The sequence below is a fragment of the Campylobacteraceae bacterium genome, assembly GCA_013215945.1.
In the GTDB taxonomy this organism is placed as follows: Bacteria; Campylobacterota; Campylobacteria; order Campylobacterales; family Arcobacteraceae; genus NORP36.
The window spans coordinates 134,139-151,728 of sequence record JABSOM010000005.1 but is presented as its reverse complement, the minus strand read 5'-3'; the positions used below and the strand labels follow the sequence as shown (position 1 = coordinate 151,728).

Here is a 17,590-nt window from a genome sequence, read left to right as displayed (position 1 = left end):
TTATAGCAAAAAAGCTTTAAAGACTAATTACAAAAGAAAATAAACTGTGTATATTTAATAACATTTCGCTATAATCGCGTTTTAAATAAAAGGCTAATATTTTGTTAAATATAAAAGACACATTAATTGGGCAAAGTGCAAAAAGTGATATCCTTTCTGGAATTGTTGTTGCAGTTGCTTTAGTACCAGAGGCTATTGCATTCTCTATTATTGCAGGAGTTTCTCCTTTAGTAGGACTATACACTGCTTTTATTCTTGGAATAATTACCGCATTAATTGGTGGTAAAGCAGGAATGATTTCAGGTGCAACAGGGGCAGTTGCAGTAGTATTAGTAGGATTAAGCATAAAAGTAAAAGATGCACTTCCTAAAGAGGCCTACGATACTTTAGTAAACAACGGTGAACTTTCAACCTATATTTTACAGTATATATTATTGGCCACTTTAATATCAGGAAGTATTCAAATAATAATTGGTTTATTAAAACTGGGGAAACTTATTCGTTTGGTTCCTCAACCAGCTATGTACGGTTTTGTAAATGGTTTGGCAATAGTAATTGCTATGGCACAATTTCCGCTTTTTGAAGGTGAAAACTGGATTATGTATGCACTTGTAGCTGCAACCATGATTATTGTTAAGTATTTCCCAAAAATATCATCGGCAATTCCTTCAGGACTTGTAGCTATTGTTGTTATTTCTGTTTTGGTTATTACTATGGATTTAGATACAAAACGAGTGGGAGATTTAGCTAATATTTCAGGCTCTCTTCCTTCTTTTGCACTGCCTACTTTACATATTAATATGGAATCAATTTTACTTGTTCTTCCTTATTCAATTTTAGTAGCTTTAGTTGGTTTAATTGAATCTTTATTAACACTTTCTGTGTTAGATGAAATGGGTGGAAAAAGAGGAAGCGGAAACCAAGAATGTATTGCACAAGGAATTGGAAATGTTACTTGTGGTTTCTTTGGTGGAATGGCTGGTTGTGCAATGATTGGTCAAAGTATAATTAACTTTTCAAACAATGGTTGGGGTAGATTATCAGCAATTACCGCTGCATTATTATTGATTTCTTTTGTTGTTATTTTACCTGATTTTATTGCACTTATTCCTGTTGCTGTATTAGTTGGTATCATGTTTATGGTATCTATTGGTACTTTTGAATGGGAAAGTGGAAACAGATTCAGATATATGCCTAATTCAGACAGATTTGTTTTAATAATTGTTACAGCAATTACAGTGTATGCAGATTTGGCAATTGCTGTTATTACAGGTATTATTATTTCTGCTTTAGTATTTGCTTGGAATCATTCAAAAGTTAGCTCACGAACATTTTTAGATGATGATGGTAAAAAGATTTATGAATTTGATGGTCCTTTGTTTTTTGGTTCTACAACATCATTTTTTGAACTTTTTGACTTAAAACATGATCCAATTGAAGTAATTCTTGATTTTAAAGATGCAAGAGTTATGGATATATCAGGCGTTGAAGCTATTGATACTATTACTAAAAAATATGCTAATGCTGGAAAAAAATTAACCATTAGACATTTAAGTGAAGATTGTAAAAAGATTTTAAAAGATGCTGGTCCTTTTTGTACGTATGAAGAAAATGACCCTAAATATAAAGTTGCAATAGATTATTAATAAAATTAAAGGTTATGTCATTCAAAAAACATAACCTTTATTTAGAAAGCCTCAAATACAAATCAAAAATTCATTAATTTTGCATAAAAAAAAATTATCCGCTATACTTAATATAACAAAGGATATTTTATGGACATAAATAACATAACATCCCCCTCCACTCTTTATATTCAAAGACAAGATTCAAAATTACAAATTGATCAAATTGATAAAAAAGAAGAAAATAAATCTACCTTTGAGCGCAGCGATAATACAAATGCCACAAACTCTTTTTCATCGCAAGATGAATATAAAGATGAAACAAATAACATCAAAGCACAACTTAATTCCACTGCTTATTTAAACAAAGCATTATTGGAATCCCTATCGTATAAAGGATAAATATGGAAATTAACAGTAACATAAGCTCAATGTTAGCTACTCAACAAGAATTAGCACAAAATGCCGTGAATATATCAAAAATTGCTTCTGCTCTTGGTGATCCAGGTTTACAAGAAGTTTCATCATCATTATTAGAAGAAATTACAGAACAAATACCTTTGCAAATTTCTTATGAAGCAAATGCGGGTGTAATATCAACACAAAATGCGGTTCAAGATATATTATTAAATATAAAAGCCTAAAATGCAAAAAATAAATGTAGTATGTGCAACATGCTTGAAAATAAATAAGATTCCCAAAAAAGATTCTTATAAAAAAGCCTTATGTGGAGAATGTAAAAATTCTCTTTTGGAAAAAAATATTCTGGATGTAAACGAATACAATTTAGATCATATATTAATGAATTCTGATATACCAGTTATTATCGATTTTTGGGCACCCTGGTGTGGACCATGTAAGTCTTTTTCTCCTATCTTTGAAGAAACATCAAAATCTTTTGTTTTAAAAGCACTGTTTATAAAAATCAATACACAAGAAGAACAAAATATTGCACAAAAATATGGGATTCAATCCATTCCCACTTTAGTTATATTTAAAAATGCAGAAGAAATTAAAAGAGTTTCTGGACTTATTGATCCAACAAAACTCTCTATTTTAGTTCAAGATCATTTATAGCTTCTAATAATTCTTCAAGCTCATTTTCATTAAACACCATAATATTATGCGCTTGTAGTTTTTTAACACATAAGCCCATGCCATCAATTAATCTACCAGAAAAACTTCCATCATAAATCTGTTTGTTGCCACAAGAAGGGGATTTAGATTTTAATAAAGCAAAAATGATGTTTTCTTTCATGCATAAAGTAAGCGCTTTTAAAGCACCTTCTTCAAATTCTTTTGTAAAATCAATATTGGTAGAACTAAGAACCCTTTTATTATGAATCTCAGCAGCAGGCCTTGGAATGGGTAATCCCCCTTCTACTTCAGGACAAAAAGAGAAAATTTGGTGCGTATTTAGAATAGATTCAAAAAGTTTTGAATCTATTTTATTTCCTTTGGCATCGTATCGTACTTTCTCACCTAAGAGGCAAGAAGAAACAAGCAGTTTCACTAAACCAACATATCTTTATCAAAAAAGGTTGATGTTTGTACATTTTGAAAAGCTGCTTTCATAGAAACAAAAATTTGAGGATTTTCTTCTTCAAGTTTTGCTAACATTTTTTTCGTCTTTTCTCTTGTATGAGGCATTTTAATATCAAATCTCATAGCAGGACAGGCTTCATCTCCAATAACAGATATTTCATTTTTTAAAGCAAAAGCACGTAATTGCCCTTCTCTACAAAAAATCAAAGGCCGTATTATTTCCAAGCCATTTTCAGCTGTATATTTAGGAGGCATAGATCGTAAAGCTCCGCTGTACATAAAGTTCATAAAAAAACTCTCCATTGCATCATCTAAATGATGTCCAAGCGCTAATTTATTATATCCTTGGTCAAGTGCAGCTGAATATAAATATCCTCTTCTCATTCTTGAGAAAAAAGAACAAAAAGAAGAATTTTTTCTAATTTTATCCCCTGCTAATTCATATATTTTAGTATCAATGATTTCATGTTCAATTCCATGTTCATTACAATGTTTAGTTAAGAATTCTACTTCTTCTCCCATTCCATATGTAATAGTTATAGCTTTAAACTCAAAATTAAAAGGAGCAACTCTTTTTATATGATTTAAAGCATGAATAAGCGTTGTTGAGTCTTTTCCACCAGAAAAACCAACAAGTATCTTATCTCCTTCTTTAATAAGCCCATACTCGGCATTTGTTTTACCTACAAGAGAAGTTATTTTTTTACTTAATTCTATCACTTTCAAACTGTCCTAATATTTTTTTGCAATTATATCCAAATATCTAAATATTTACTACACAAAAAGGTTTTATACTGTAAATCATAGTAAAAGGATTTATCATGAAAATACTGTTTATCTTAAGTTTATTAAGCTCTCTTCTTTTCTCTCTTGAATTTAAAAGCAGTGAAAACAAAGTAACACTTATTGAATTATATACCTCTCAAGGCTGTTCATCCTGCCCTCCTGCTGATAAATGGTTATCAAGTCTTAAAAATAAAGAAGATTTATTTAAAACCTTCATTCCTATGGCTTTTCATATTACCTATTGGGATTTTTTGGGATGGAAAGATACATTTGCAAAAGAAAAATTTAACAATAGACAAAGATATTATTCATCAAATGTATGGAAAAAGAATTCTGTATATACCCCACAATTCATTATTGATGCAAAAGAATATAAACAATGGTTTACAAGTCAAGTATTTCCCCCTTTAAAATCATCTTATGCAGGAGTACTAAGTATAAATCTAGAAAAGAATACAATAGATATAAACTTCACACATAAAAATAAGAATTTAAATAAAAACGTGATTATTAATATCGCTTTATTAGAAAATGACTTTAATATATATATAAAAAATGGCGAAAATAAAAACAAAAATCTGGAACACGATTTTGTTGTTCAAAGTCTTGAATCACATAAATCAAACATTATAAATGGAAGATTTACACAAACGTATAAATATAAAATAAACACAAGAAAAAATAAAGTTTTAGTAGTTTTTATTTCAGATAAAAATGGAAAACAAATACAAGCAAGTGCTTCTTATCTATAATTTAGACTGTTTTCTTAAAATATTGGAAAAGAGAAGGTTTTTTATTTCTTATTTTGTAAAAAATAACTATAATTCTATAAATTTAATAAAAAGAAGATTTAATGACTATTGAAGAAATAGAAACATTTAAAAATACCGTTATAGAAACTATTTTACCCCATGCTAAATATATGAATAATGAACAAATTTTACAAATAATTGAAATGGCTCAAAAAAACAATGAAGAGCTTCCTTTTGGTTTTGGAAATATGTTATTTGAACAAATTATTGCACTAAAAGATTCAGTATAAAAAATATAAATTAAGAAAGTAAGTGAGAGTTTTAAAGTTAAGAAGAAGTATGAAATAAGTAAACTTATTTCATACTGTTTGTGTATACGTTTATTTACTTGCTTCTCTTGCCCCAATATTCCCATATCTGTGATATGAATGAGAAATACTTTGTTCAGAAAAATAATTCAATAATTCTAATCTACCCTCCATTAAAGGCTCTTGTCTTATGATAAAAACCAAGGTTTTAACACTTTCTTTAAATACAGCAGAAGATACTTTTTTAATATTAGAGTAAATAACTCTTTCATATTGTTTTATCGTTTTAATGAATGATTCTTCATTTTCAATAACAAGAGTATCAGAACTTGAAAAAAGTTCTAAAGAATTTTCTAAAAATACTTTTATATTTGCATCCTCACTCATTGAAACTGTAAAACTTACCTTAGCTACTCTAGAAGCTAGTATTCTAGATACTATTTCAAAAATACTGTCTTCTTTACTTACTCTAATAACAACCTTATTTAAAGGTAAGTATCTAAAGTGATTGTCTTCTCCTCTAACTTTCGCATAATCTTTTTCAAGAGAAAACTCATTTTCATAATTTTCTTCATACGATTGATAAGCAGCTTCTAATTTATTAAAATCACTTTTATTTGAAGATATTGAAGCACATCTTTTTAGAAAAGAACTCAAATCACTTTTATATTCTTTTTTAGCCTTAGGAAGCGTTTTTTCAGCAATATCAACGAATTGTGTAATATAGTTATAAAAACCAGCCTTACGCCCAGCTCCTATAGCAGATTTTCCCATTCCACCAAAAGGCTGACGTAAAACAATAGCACCCGTAGTTCCTCTATTAATATAAAGATTCCCCGCTTTTAAATTTTCTCTCCAGTACGATACTTCTCTTTCATCTAAAGACTCAATTCCAGATGTTAAGCCATAACCTGTAGCATTTACAATCTTTACAGCATGTTTTAAATCAGACGCTTTTATAACAGCTAGTACAGGTCCGAATAATTCATTCATATGAATAAAACTACCTTCACTTACTCCCCATTTAATTCCTGGACTTAACATATAAGGATTATCATTTACATATTTAGGCTCTAGTGCCCATTCTTCTTCGCCTTCTAATGAAGAAATTGCTTTTTCTAAATTTCCACTTACTTTATTAGCCAAGGTTCCAATTGCATTTTTAAAATCCCAAATTGATCCTACATTTAGTGATTTTGCAGTATCTATTAGCGCTTTTCTAAAATTTTTATCATTATAAACTTCTTCTTCTAATACTAAAAGAGAAGTTGCGCTACATTTTTGCCCTGAGTTTTTAAAAGCAGATAAACACACATTTTTAACCGCTTGTTCTCGATCTGCCATATTAGTAACTATAGTCGCATCTTTTCCACCTGTTTCAGCAGATAAAAACAAATCGTTTCTTGTTTCTAACATAGAAGCAGCCGTATCTTCTCCCCCTGTTAAAATCAAGAAATCAATATCTTTATTAGGAATTAAAAATTCTCCTGCAAGTGCACCTGGACAAGGCAAAAATTGTAATACATTCTTAGAAATTCCAGCATCCCAAAAACACTTACACATCTCATAAGAACATAAAGCAGCAACAGAAGCAGGTTTAATAATAACCGTATTTCCAGCAGCTAATGAAGCAGCAACCCCACCCATAGGAATAGCAATAGGGAAATTCCAAGGTGGTACAACAACACCTACTCCTTTTGCTTTTAACTCTAAGTTTTCATAAGCATCAAAATGTCTTATAGCATGAGTATAAAATTCAATAAAATCAATCGCTTCAGATACTTCTACATCAGTTTCAGTAAATACTTTACCAACTTCAGCAGCTGCAACCCCAATTAAATCATCTCTTCTCTCACGTACTTTTATAGCCACTTTTTTTAAAGCTTCATGTCTTTGTTCATGAGATAAATCTCTCCACCCATCTTTATCTGCTCTTGCAACGTCAACGGCTTTTTTAATATCAGCTTCTGTTGCTAATGCAAATTTACCAGCAAGAACACCTTCTTCAAATTGTGATTTGTCAATAGCCTCATAAATTTTACGATCACCTACTAAATCTTCTCCTCCAACAACAACAGGAGCAATTTCATGTTTACTAGCGTTAGATTTTTTCCATTTTTTAACAATATTTTGTGCCCACTCATGATTTTTACTTAAAATAAAATCCGTATCTGCTTCAGCATGATAAGAATTTGTATCATAAGAAGAATTTGAAAATTTATTCCATTTTTCTTCTAATCTGTTTTGTGTTCTTTTACTACCTACAAAAGATGTTTTTTCTACTTCAAAACTTTCTACAAAAAGTTTTTCTTGCATTTTCCAATCACTTGAATCCACTGTTAAACCAAAAGAATATCTTATAAAGTTATCAGGTCCTGTATTTTCATCCAATCTTCTAACTAAATAAGCAATAGCATTGGTAAACTGTTCTTTAGAAGCAGTAGGTGCATATAAAATCACTTCTTTTGAAATCTCTTTTATAGCAAGTCGTGCAGATTCACTCATACCCTCAAGCATTTCTAAGCTATGAAATTCCCCCGTATTATTATCGTCAGCTAATACAGTTGCATAAGCCAATTCAAATAAGTTATGAGAAGCTGTTCCTATATGCATATATTGAGCATTGTTTTTATCAAGTGCATAATTTACCATTCGTTTGTAATTTGAATCTGTATCCGCTTTATCTATATAAGTAACCATTTCCCAATGTTTTTGAGAGGCTTCGGTTTCTTCCATTTCCATGTTAGCACCTTTAACCAATCTGAACTTAATAGCAGAACCACCATTTTGAACTCTGTTTCTTGCCCAGTCACATAAATCTTGTTGCCAAAGGTAAGAATCAGGTAAATAAGCTTGTAATACAATTCCAGCATACAAATCTTTGAATTCTTCTTTTTCAAGAGTCTTTTTAAATACAGCCACTGTAATTGCTAAATCTCTGTACTCTTCCATATCAAGATTTACAAATTTATACTCTTTTTTTCCATTAAAATTAATAAAAGTGTTTTCTTTAGCCACTCTATAAATTTTTGTTAATTTTTCAACCAATATATCTACTGTATTATCAAAATCTAAAGGATTAATTTGAGAAAAAATAGTAGAAATTTTAATTGATAAATAATCTACATCAGGGTTTTTTAAAGCTTTAATATACTTATCCATTCGCTCGCCCGCTTCTTCTTCTCCAAGAACTACTTCCCCAATAAGATTAATATTAACTCTTGTACCTTCTTTTTTTCTTTTTTGTAAATGAGCAGAAAGAAATTTTTCCTCGCCTTTAATTACAACTGTTTTAGTATCTTCTCTTATTTGATTCACAAATAAAGGAACAGAGATATTGGGTAAGTATTTCCCTATGTTTTGGAAAAGATATAATAATGTTTTATCTTTTGTTGTAAAAAAATGTGCCATTCCATGTTTTTTTAACAAAAAACAAATTTGATTAGCAACTCTAGCATTAGATTCAGCTCTAAAACATTGATCCATCAACTCTATTAACAAAGCCTTGTCTTTTGGCTGTTCTAACATCTTATTCATTTTAATATAAAATACTCTGTCAAAATCACTTACAAGTTCTGTAGCTCTGTTTTGCCATTTAGCTGCAAGTTTTATTGCCGAATTGATAAGCTCAATATTTTTTTCCATATTATTATTCCTTAGTTATTTATCAGTACTACTTTTAGTACTACCTTTTAATAATTATCTCACAGTAATACTTATAATAAGCTTATAAGAGTATTCCTTAATGATAATTTTAAGCTATATTTTCTAGTTAAAGAAATATGTTAATAAGGAAGTATCTTGGACAGTGGAAATAAAGTAAAATTTCTTAGAAATGCTTAGATAAAAGTCATGTTTTAATCAAATAAGAATATTTTGGGCTTAGATAAATATATGGGAAAAGTATTTATAGATATAGTAGAAAAATTTTAGAAGCTTCAAATTAAAAAATATGAAAGCCTAAAATTATACGGAAAAAAGATTTATTAGAAAGTTGGTTCTATTAGATAACAAGCGATACACCATTCACCAGTACCTTCAATTATATTAATATCTCCTCTTTTAAATGTAGAGGTAAGTCCATTATGAGAAGAAACAATAGCATCAAAACTGGAAATAATTTCATCCAATCGTTTTTGGGTTTTTTTTCGTGCAAGATTTGAGATATCTAGATAAAAAGCGAATATTCCGTAATCCAAACTTGAATCTTCTTTTTTTTCTCGCTCTAACATAATACAAATTCTTTTAATTTGATTTTTATATTCATCTTGAGCATTTCTAACCCCATTTTGAATACTCATTATAACCCGCGATACAGAATCATTATCACTAAGATGTGTAAATCGTTCATCAAGAGTTAAACAAAATGTTCCTTGTGCCAAATTATTATCTTTCATAAAAGCTTTATACGAAGTACGTGAGCTTAAAGAACAACGTAAGATATCTGCAAGCGTTGCATCCATAAATATCTCTGGTTTATCTTCTAATTTGGCAATTTCTTGTGCAATATGCACTCTTAAAAAATTATTAGGAGCAGTTGAAAGGTAGAGTTCATCACAAGTCCAAGAAGTGTAATTTTCTTTAGAACAAAGAATACCTCTTAGTACAGCATCTACTACATCCTTTTTTTCAGGAAAAATATTGTTTTTAGTCAACATAATTTTCATCCACTTCGTCAATAATTCCACTCTCAAATAAAATATCTTCAATAAGCCTATTCTTAGACACGTTTAGCTCTTTTGACAAAATAATCAAGGCTTTATCCAAGCGCTTATCAATTTTAATAGTTATTTGTGAAATTTCTTTTTTATTTTCACTTGCGTGTTTTTGAATAACATTTTTAATAATATTTCTAGAGTTTTTAAGTTTTGCCATTTTAATCCTAAGATAATTTAAGTAGTACTTTTTAAACTACTTTTAATATAGTAATTATTTCACATTTAAACTTAATTAAAACTTATTACAAAAAAATACTCATTTGAAAGTAGTAACAATTAAAGCAGAATATGCAGAAACAGTGTATTCGTGATTAAGGCAATATTTTGTTACAGATTAATATATTTTTTTACAACATCTACCAAACCATTTATGATCTGATCTGAAATTTGTAAGGCTTCTTTTTCATTACCTTCTATTATCGCATCAATTAATTTCATATGAGTATTTGCCGATTTTTGTAAATCTTCTATGCCTTTAAAATAATACCAAAAGCGTCTAGACCTCACATGTAATGGGCTTGTAGCCTTACTTGCAAATTCATTTCTTGCGGTTTTAAAAATAAGATTATCCATTTCTTTGTCAATACGTAAAAATGCTTCCACATCATTTGCATCAACGGCTTCTTGCATATGGTTTTTAAATTCCTGAATATGTTCTTTTTCAAAAGTAGTAGCATATTTAGTCGCTCGTGAAATTAATAAACTGTCTAAAACTCTTCTGGTTTCTAAAATAGCCAATTGGTTTGTCATATTAATATCTGATATTTCTATACCACGGCGTGGAATTATATTTATTAAACTTTCATAAGATAATTTTAGTAAAGCTTCTCGTAAAGGTGTACGAGAGACTCCAGTTAAAGACATCAACTCTTTCTCTGAATAGGTCTTTCCTGGTTCTAATTTAAGTGTTACTAAAAATTCTTCTAGTATTATATACGCTTTATTTGATAACTTATTTTCTGGCATTTCAGTCCTTTATCTTAAAAAAAATCCATATTTCAATTCATCGTCTTCATCTATTAAAAAGTTATGCTCGCCTGTAATATATGCATTCCCACTTACTTCTGGAATAATAGCATCAAACTGTCCATATTTTAATGCTTCCAGGACTTTTACTTCAAAACTCGTATTTAAAATACTTTCAATAATAATTGAGTGATTTTTTTCTAATTCATTTTTTTTATAGTGTATTGCTGCACGTCCAGATACACCAGAACCCGTGGGACTTCTATCTACTTCACCATTTGCAAATACACAAACATTTTTAGAATGTACGTCTGATTTGTTTGAGATAAAAATAGTTCCATATAAAAAACTTAAATCTTCTTCAAAAGGATGTTTTATATTGTCTTTTGTTTCTACTATACTTTTTTTAATTTTTTTCCCATAAGTGATAATTTTATCATAATTATTCTTATCTAAACTAAGGCCTATTTCGTCCGCATCTATATAAGCATAGAAAGCCCCTCCATATGCCAAATCATAAGTAATTTCACCTAAATCTGTAACTTCGATTTTTTCATTTAAAGCAAGAACAAAAGAAGGTACGCATTTAAAGCTTACTTTTGTTACTTCTCCTTCATCATTAATATAAGCACTGGCATGTAAAACCCCGCAAGGCGCATCTATTGTAATATGTGTTATTGGAGCAGTTACTTCAACCCAGTTTTGAAGTACTGCTAATTTAGTAATGGCAATAGTTGCATGTCCACACATAGTACTGTACCCTTCATTGTGCATAAAAATAACCCCAAAATCACAGCCCTTAGTACAAGCTTCAGTTAAAATTACTCCATACATATCTGCATGGCCACGTGGTTCAAACATCAAAGCTTTTCGTAAATGATCAAGATGTTCTTTGGTATAGTTTCTTTTTTCTAGAATACTCTTACCTTTAAGCGTAGGATAACCATCAATAATAACACGTAAAGGCTCGCCTCCTGTGTGCATATCAATTGTTTTAATGCTTAATGCATTGTTATAAGACAATTTACTTTGTTTTATTTTATTTAATATATTCATTTTCTCTCTTTTTAAAGAAGTATTTTAAAGCTTGATTTATTATAAAAATAACACGTATAAAAGGATATTTTACTGTTAAGTAAAACAGTAAAAATACTTATCCTAGAATATATCTGTAATATAATTAGATACAAACAAAAGCGAGAATCGCTTTTATTTAATACATGTATATACAGCTTTTCCCAAAACATCCATAATAGGTTCAATTCCAAGTCCAGGTTTAGAAGAAGCAGACATTTTTCCATTTACTCTTTTAGGAGCTCCTGTTGCAAATGTTACCGGGGTATAAGAATTAAAATCTGTTGATGAAAATCTAAAACGCTCAGGCGTTGAATGCGCTAATTGAGAAATAGCTGCGGTTACAATATCTCCACCCCAAGAATCCTCAATAGTCATAGGAAGGCCTAAGTTCACACACAAATCTCTTATTTGTCTGGCTTTAGTAAGTCCCCCTACTTTTGAAATCTTAAGATTAATACAATCCATTGCACTGTCATTTTCTGCACGTAAAAGCGTTAACATGTCATTGATATTTTCATCCAGAATAAAAGGAAGTGTAGTATTGTTTCTAACTTTAATAGATTCTTCATAAGACAAACAAGGTTGCTCAATATAAACATCAATATCTTTAACTGCATTAACAACGCGTATTGCTTCATGTGCTTTCCAGCCAGTATTAGCATCAGCTACCAAAGTCTCACCCTCTTTTAATACTTCTGAAACAGCTTTAATTCGTTTGATATCTTCAACAGGATCGCCACCTACTTTTAACTGAAACTTTCTATATCCTTCTTTTCTATATCCAGATACTTTTGCTGCCATTTTTTCGGGACTTTCTTGAGAAATAGCTCTGTATAATTCTATTTCATCACCATGTTTACCACCCATTAAATCACAAATACTTAAATTAGCTTTTTTACCCAATAAATCCCAACATGCCATATCAATAGCTGATTTGGCATAGTTGTGTCCTATTAATGCTTCATCCATTACTTTATTAATTAAACCGTAATTACTGGGATCAAGACCAATTAAATGAGGTGCTATTTCTTCTATTGCAGCTCTACAACCTTTTGCATGAGCAGGTAAATAAAATGGCCCTAAAGGACAATTTTCTCCCCACCCCATATAAGATGTATCTGTTTGTATACATACAATAGTTGAATCAAAAACATCAACATACTTACCACTGGCCCAAGAGTATCTACCTTCATGTAAGGGTAAATCTACTTGATATACTAAAATATTTGTAATTTTCATAGTTTTCCTTTGTATAAACATATTTCACTCTTTTTAAAAAAAGAATGAAATATATTTATACGAAACCTTGAGTGTTTCGTATAAATTCGATATATATTATTGTAGTACTTTTGATAAGAATTGTTGTGTTCTTTCTTTTTGTGGATTTGAAATAACCTGAGAAGGAGGTCCAAATTCTTCAATAACACCCTTATGGAAAAAAGCAACATTATCTGATACTTCTCTTGCAAATGCAATTTCGTGAGTAACACATATCATTGTCATTCCTTCTTTTCTTAAAAGTCTTAAGGTATCTAGTACTTCTCCTACTAATTCAGGATCTAAAGCAGATGTAATTTCATCAAAGAGCATGTATTCAGGCTCCATAGCTAAAGCACGCGCAATAGCAAGACGCTGTTGTTGCCCACCTGACATACGACCAGGATAAACATTAAACTTATCTCCTAATCCCACATGATCAAGCTGTTCTTTTGCAATTTTTTCTGCTTCTGCTTTGCTTTTTCCCAATACAATTTGTGGAGAAAGTGCCGCATTTTCTAATACAGTCAAATGAGGAAAAGAATTCCATTGTTGAAAAACCATTCCAATCTTTTGTCTTAAGGTATTAATATTAGTACTTTTATCGTGAACAGAAATTCCATCGACTAAAACTTCGCCTTTTTGAATACTTTCAATAGCGTTTATACAATAAAGCATTGTAGATTTTCCAGAACCAGAACCTCCAATAACGGAAAGAACTTCTCCTTTTTTAACTGTTAAATCAATACCTTTTAACACTTCTAAATCTCCATAAGACTTATGTACTTTCTTTAATTCAATCATACTTTTAATTTCCTTTCTAACTTAGCTGCATACAATGAAATAGGATATGAAATAATAAAATAAAACAAACCAATTCCTAATAATAATAACAGTGCTTCATTTGTTTTTGCTATTAATTCTTCTGTTGTTTTCAACAACTCTAAGTACCCAATAACAGAAATCAATGCTGAATCTTTAATAACAGATAAAACAATTGATATCCATGAAGGGAATACTGCTCTAAGACCTAAGGGAAAAACAATATATCTGTAATCTTGCCAATACGTCATTCCTAAGGATCTGGCCGCTCTTCTTGTTGTTTCAGGGACACATTCAATTCCTGCACGTACTACTTCTGTTACAAAAGCAGAAGTATAAGCAGATAAAATAATAGCTCCTACCCAAAAAACAGATATTTCAATTTCTAAAATTCCCATAAAAGAATAAAATAAAATAAGTTGAATAATTAAGGGAACTGAACGTAAAATATCCAAAAAACCACTTAATATTATATTTCCAAAGGTTCCCATATTAACCTTCATCCAACCAAATATTATTCCAAAAAATGTTCCAATTACAATAGAAACAAAAGAAATGTAAATCGTTCGCTCTAATCCTTCTAATAAAAATACTAAATCATAATATGTTAAAGACGATGCTTTTACTGATACTACAGTTTGATAAACAGCATATAAAAAAATTGAACTATAAATAAGATATTTTATTTGTTTATTAGTCATTATGCATCTCCTTTAAATATTTTATGTGCTAATAATTTTGCTAAAAGCAGTGTACCTTTTGCAATAACAAAATACATTACAGCTGCTACTAAATAAAATTCAAAGGTTCTAAAAGACAGAGATTGTAATTGATCAGTTTTCCCTGTAAGTTCTAACATTCCAACCAAAGTACCTAAAGATGTCATTAATATTGACCAAATCATTTGATTTGTCATTGGATGATATACCACTTTAAAAACCTGAGGTAAAATAATATATCTATAGGCTTGAAAAGTAGTCATACCTAAAGATCTTGATGATGCCATTTGAGTATGTGGTATTGATGCAAATCCTCCTCTTAATGTTTCAGCTAAATAACCTGCGTTATTAAAAATAAGCGCCATCATTACTGCCAAATAAGGACTTAAATGAATACCAAATGCTCCTAAACCAAAATATGCCATGTATATTTGAAACAATGCAGGTGTATTTCTTGCAATCTCAATCCAAATAATACTGGGTGTTCTATATAATTCATTTGAACTGTCTTTTCCTAAGGATAAAAAAACAGCGAAAAACAAACCAACAATCATAGATATAACTGCAACTTCTATTGTAACCATTGCAGCACTTAACATCTCGGGAAAAACGTTCCAGACGGTTATCCAGTGAAATGTGTAATCAAAATCAAACATTACTAATCCTTCTTTGTTTAAAAATCAAGAGCAAAAGCTCTTAATTTTTAGTAATAAATACCATCAACAGTTAATTTTCTAACAGGACTATTTCCGTAAAACATTTTGTTAAGTTCTTTATATCTTCCAGATCTTACTTGTTGGTGAATAAATAAGTTCATGTAATTAATCATTCCATATTCTGTTCTTTTTACAATAATTGATACAAAATCATCAAATCCAGGAACAAAAGGACCTGCTTTATAATCTTTGTACTTAGGAAGTTTTAATAATTCAACAATAGTAGTATCTGTTGTAATAATTGCATCTGCTTTACCTTGTAAAAGTGCTAAGTGAGTATCACTTTCTTTTTTAGAAGAAAAATAGTTTGATGAATCCCAACCATTTGCTTTAGCATTTTTCAAAAATTCAGTTTCAGGAGTTGTACTTAAAGCAGCAGTAATTTTTTTACCTTTTAAGTCTTTAAATTCTTTAATTCCAGAATCTTTTTTAACCATAGCTTGTAATTTAAATACAAAATAAGGCATTGTGAAACCAGCTGATTTAGCTCTTTGTAATGTATCAGACGTTGATCCAATTACAACATCCACTTTTCCTGCATTTAATGCTGGAAGTCTTTGAGCAAAAGACATAGATTTAAGCTCTAATTTAACACCCAAAGCTTTTGCTAAATCTTTACAATATTCAACATCAAACCCTGCTGGATTATTTTTCGCATCTCTGTATCCCATTGGTGGGAAATCAAGAACAACTCCACATCTAATTGTACCCTTAGAAAGAATTTTATCCAACTTGTCTGCACTTGCACTTGTAGCCCCAAATGCTAAAACCGATACTGCTAAAAACGCCAATTTTTTTACTATATTCATCATTTTTCCTTTATTTGTGTAATATGTTTAGTCCTAATTTAACGATGTTGTTCCATCTCCTTTATTTTAAGATTAATATTTATTTAAAAAAATAAGTACTACTTTTAGTACTACCTAATAAAAATTATCTCATAGTAAGACTTATATTAAGCTGAAGAACTGCAAAATAGTGTTCCTTTCACTTCAATATATATCTCCATAATAATCAATTATTTATTCCTTTTTTATTTTAAAATTAAATTTAAAACCTATTGATATCCATTTTAGATATATCTAAATCACAGGCTGTGTTATTAATTAAATCACAAATAATTTTTCCAGTTGCTGGGCCTAAAGAAACTCCCATCATCGCATGACCAGTAGCTACAAAAAGATTTTTGATGTTTTTATCTTTTCCAATATAAGGTAAACCATCAGGGGAACAAGGTCTTAATCCTGCCCACAAATCTTTTCTGTCTTCTTTTTTAATATCTAAATTATTAATATAAGAATTCGCAGCTTTTGTTATATTTGTGATTCTTCTATCATTTAAAGACAAATCAACTCCTGCTAACATCATAGTACCACCAAATCTCACATAAGAGTCATAAGGGCTAACCGCAACTTTTTGCTCCGCTAATATTAAAGGTGTTGAAAAGTTTAAAGAAGGGTTTTTATCAACTTTAAAAGAAAATCCCTTTCCTGCTTCCATACTTAGATTTAAATTGAGTTTTTTTGCAAATTTAAAAGTAGCAATTCCCGCTGTAAAAACAAAATTATCAGCAGAAATAGATTCATCTTTAGAAGAAATAGAGACGATTTTATTGTTTTGAATATTAACATCTTCAATTTCACAGTTTTCATATATTTTGACATTATTATCTTCTAAATATTTTTTAATACTCATCATAAAATCATAAGGCTGTAAAATGGCATCACTTTTAAAGTAACTAGCACCAAGGGCATTAAAAGAAACATTAGGTTCAAGTTTTTTTATCTCATCCAAACTTAAAATTTGCGCATCTAATGAAAGCTCTTTTGCTTCACTTACTAACTTTCTTTCTTCTTCTAGAGTTTTTTCTTCTTTACACAACATTAACAAACCATTTTGTTTTAAAGAAAAATTCAAATCATCACTTTTTTCCAAGTCTTTATATAAAGACAAAGAGTACAAATTTATATCTCGTAAAAAATACTTATTATCATTTACATGTTTTTTAGTACAAAACATATTAAATTTAATAAGCCATTTTACTAAATCCATATCAAAACGAGGTTTCAAAAAAAAGGGAGAATTAGGATTTAACATCCATTTAAATCCTTTTTTTAAAATTCCTGGATTTGCAAGGGTTTCAAAATGACTGGGAACAATAAGTCCTGCATTTCCATAAGAACATTCTCTTCCAAGATCAGAACTATCATAAATACTTACTTCATGTCCACTTTTATGCAAATAATAAGCACAACAAAGTCCAGAAATTCCAGCTCCTACAATTACAACACTGCTCATC

At 29.8% G+C, this 17,590-nt stretch carries 19 protein-coding genes; 6 read left to right on the top strand and 13 right to left on the bottom strand.

The annotated features are described in order from the left end of the window. Positions 1 to 101 precede the first annotated feature (101 nt). The 4 genes from HRT41_07020 to trxC all read left to right on the top strand — a co-directional run bounded on the left by HRT41_07020 (position 102) and on the right by trxC (position 2,702). Complete coding sequence (locus HRT41_07020; protein ID NQY23769.1) at positions 102 to 1,646, top strand: SulP family inorganic anion transporter; 1,545 nt, start codon at positions 102 to 104, stop codon at positions 1,644 to 1,646. A gap of 129 nt (positions 1,647 to 1,775) precedes the next feature. After that, positions 1,776 to 2,027: a hypothetical protein gene (locus HRT41_07015; protein NQY23768.1), complete on the top strand. Its 252-nt coding sequence runs from the start codon at positions 1,776 to 1,778 to the stop codon at positions 2,025 to 2,027. Between the two features lie 2 nt (positions 2,028 to 2,029). Next, on the top strand, positions 2,030 to 2,269 hold the full coding sequence (locus HRT41_07010) for a hypothetical protein (GenBank protein ID NQY23767.1): 240 nt from the start codon (positions 2,030 to 2,032) through the stop codon (positions 2,267 to 2,269). 1 nt (position 2,270) lies between these two features. Then, positions 2,271 to 2,702: a thioredoxin TrxC gene (gene trxC, locus HRT41_07005; GenBank protein ID NQY23766.1), complete on the top strand. Its 432-nt coding sequence runs from the start codon at positions 2,271 to 2,273 to the stop codon at positions 2,700 to 2,702. Here the strand turns inward: trxC and HRT41_07000 are convergent. Together HRT41_07000 and HRT41_06995 are read right to left on the bottom strand one after the other, a co-directional pair. Then, positions 2,677 to 3,138: a DUF523 domain-containing protein gene (locus tag HRT41_07000; GenBank protein NQY23765.1), complete on the bottom strand. Its 462-nt coding sequence runs from the start codon at positions 3,136 to 3,138 to the stop codon at positions 2,677 to 2,679. The genes trxC and HRT41_07000 overlap by 26 nt on opposite strands. Beyond that, entirely contained in the window at positions 3,138 to 3,890 is a 753-nt protein-coding gene (locus HRT41_06995; protein NQY23764.1) for a 7-cyano-7-deazaguanine synthase, read from the bottom strand. Before HRT41_06995 ends, HRT41_07000 begins: the two co-directional genes overlap by 1 nt. 101 nt (positions 3,891 to 3,991) lie before the next feature. On the opposite strand from HRT41_06995, the gene HRT41_06990 reads away from it, so the two are divergent. Both HRT41_06990 and HRT41_06985 read left to right on the top strand, forming a co-directional pair. Continuing rightward, positions 3,992 to 4,708: a DUF1223 domain-containing protein gene (locus tag HRT41_06990; protein ID NQY23763.1), complete on the top strand. Its 717-nt coding sequence runs from the start codon at positions 3,992 to 3,994 to the stop codon at positions 4,706 to 4,708. A 101-nt stretch (positions 4,709 to 4,809) separates the two neighbouring features. Next, complete coding sequence (locus HRT41_06985) at positions 4,810 to 4,998, top strand: hypothetical protein (protein ID NQY23762.1); 189 nt, start codon at positions 4,810 to 4,812, stop codon at positions 4,996 to 4,998. 90 nt (positions 4,999 to 5,088) lie between these two features. Here HRT41_06985 and HRT41_06980 read toward each other — a convergent pair whose 3' ends face one another. The 11 genes from HRT41_06980 to HRT41_06930 form a co-directional block, all read right to left on the bottom strand. Beyond that, positions 5,089 to 8,661, bottom strand: a complete 3,573-nt coding sequence (locus HRT41_06980; protein NQY23761.1) for a bifunctional proline dehydrogenase/L-glutamate gamma-semialdehyde dehydrogenase — start codon at positions 8,659 to 8,661, stop codon at positions 5,089 to 5,091. Positions 8,662 to 9,002: 341 nt separating this feature from the next. Then, on the bottom strand, positions 9,003 to 9,674 hold the full coding sequence (locus tag HRT41_06975; protein ID NQY23760.1) for a hypothetical protein: 672 nt from the start codon (positions 9,672 to 9,674) through the stop codon (positions 9,003 to 9,005). After that, a complete protein-coding gene (locus tag HRT41_06970; GenBank protein ID NQY23759.1) occupies positions 9,664 to 9,891 on the bottom strand; it encodes a hypothetical protein in 228 nt (75 codons plus the stop codon). Before HRT41_06970 ends, HRT41_06975 begins: the two co-directional genes overlap by 11 nt. A 170-nt stretch (positions 9,892 to 10,061) precedes the next feature. Next, on the bottom strand, positions 10,062 to 10,700 hold the full coding sequence (locus tag HRT41_06965) for a GntR family transcriptional regulator (protein ID NQY23758.1): 639 nt from the start codon (positions 10,698 to 10,700) through the stop codon (positions 10,062 to 10,064). 9 nt (positions 10,701 to 10,709) lie between these two features. Continuing rightward, positions 10,710 to 11,756: a proline racemase family protein gene (locus HRT41_06960; GenBank protein ID NQY23757.1), complete on the bottom strand. Its 1,047-nt coding sequence runs from the start codon at positions 11,754 to 11,756 to the stop codon at positions 10,710 to 10,712. Between the two features lie 153 nt (positions 11,757 to 11,909). Further along, positions 11,910 to 13,016, bottom strand: a complete 1,107-nt coding sequence (locus HRT41_06955; GenBank protein NQY23756.1) for a mandelate racemase/muconate lactonizing enzyme family protein — start codon at positions 13,014 to 13,016, stop codon at positions 11,910 to 11,912. A 96-nt stretch (positions 13,017 to 13,112) separates the two neighbouring features. After that, a complete protein-coding gene (locus tag HRT41_06950; protein NQY23755.1) occupies positions 13,113 to 13,838 on the bottom strand; it encodes an amino acid ABC transporter ATP-binding protein in 726 nt (241 codons plus the stop codon). Further along, entirely contained in the window at positions 13,835 to 14,557 is a 723-nt protein-coding gene (locus tag HRT41_06945) for an amino acid ABC transporter permease (GenBank protein ID NQY23754.1), read from the bottom strand. The genes HRT41_06950 and HRT41_06945 overlap by 4 nt, the downstream gene beginning before the upstream one ends. Beyond that, positions 14,557 to 15,231 carry an amino acid ABC transporter permease gene (locus HRT41_06940; protein NQY23753.1) on the bottom strand — a complete coding sequence of 225 codons (675 nt, stop codon included), beginning with the start codon at positions 15,229 to 15,231 and terminating at the stop codon, positions 14,557 to 14,559. The genes HRT41_06945 and HRT41_06940 overlap by 1 nt, the downstream gene beginning before the upstream one ends. Before the next feature lie 47 nt (positions 15,232 to 15,278). Then, positions 15,279 to 16,100 (bottom strand): transporter substrate-binding domain-containing protein, encoded by an 822-nt coding sequence (locus HRT41_06935; GenBank protein ID NQY23752.1) that lies wholly within the window; start codon positions 16,098 to 16,100, stop codon positions 15,279 to 15,281. A 241-nt stretch (positions 16,101 to 16,341) separates the two neighbouring features. Next, entirely contained in the window at positions 16,342 to 17,589 is a 1,248-nt protein-coding gene (locus HRT41_06930) for an FAD-dependent oxidoreductase (protein NQY23751.1), read from the bottom strand. Position 17,590: the final 1 nt, after the last annotated feature.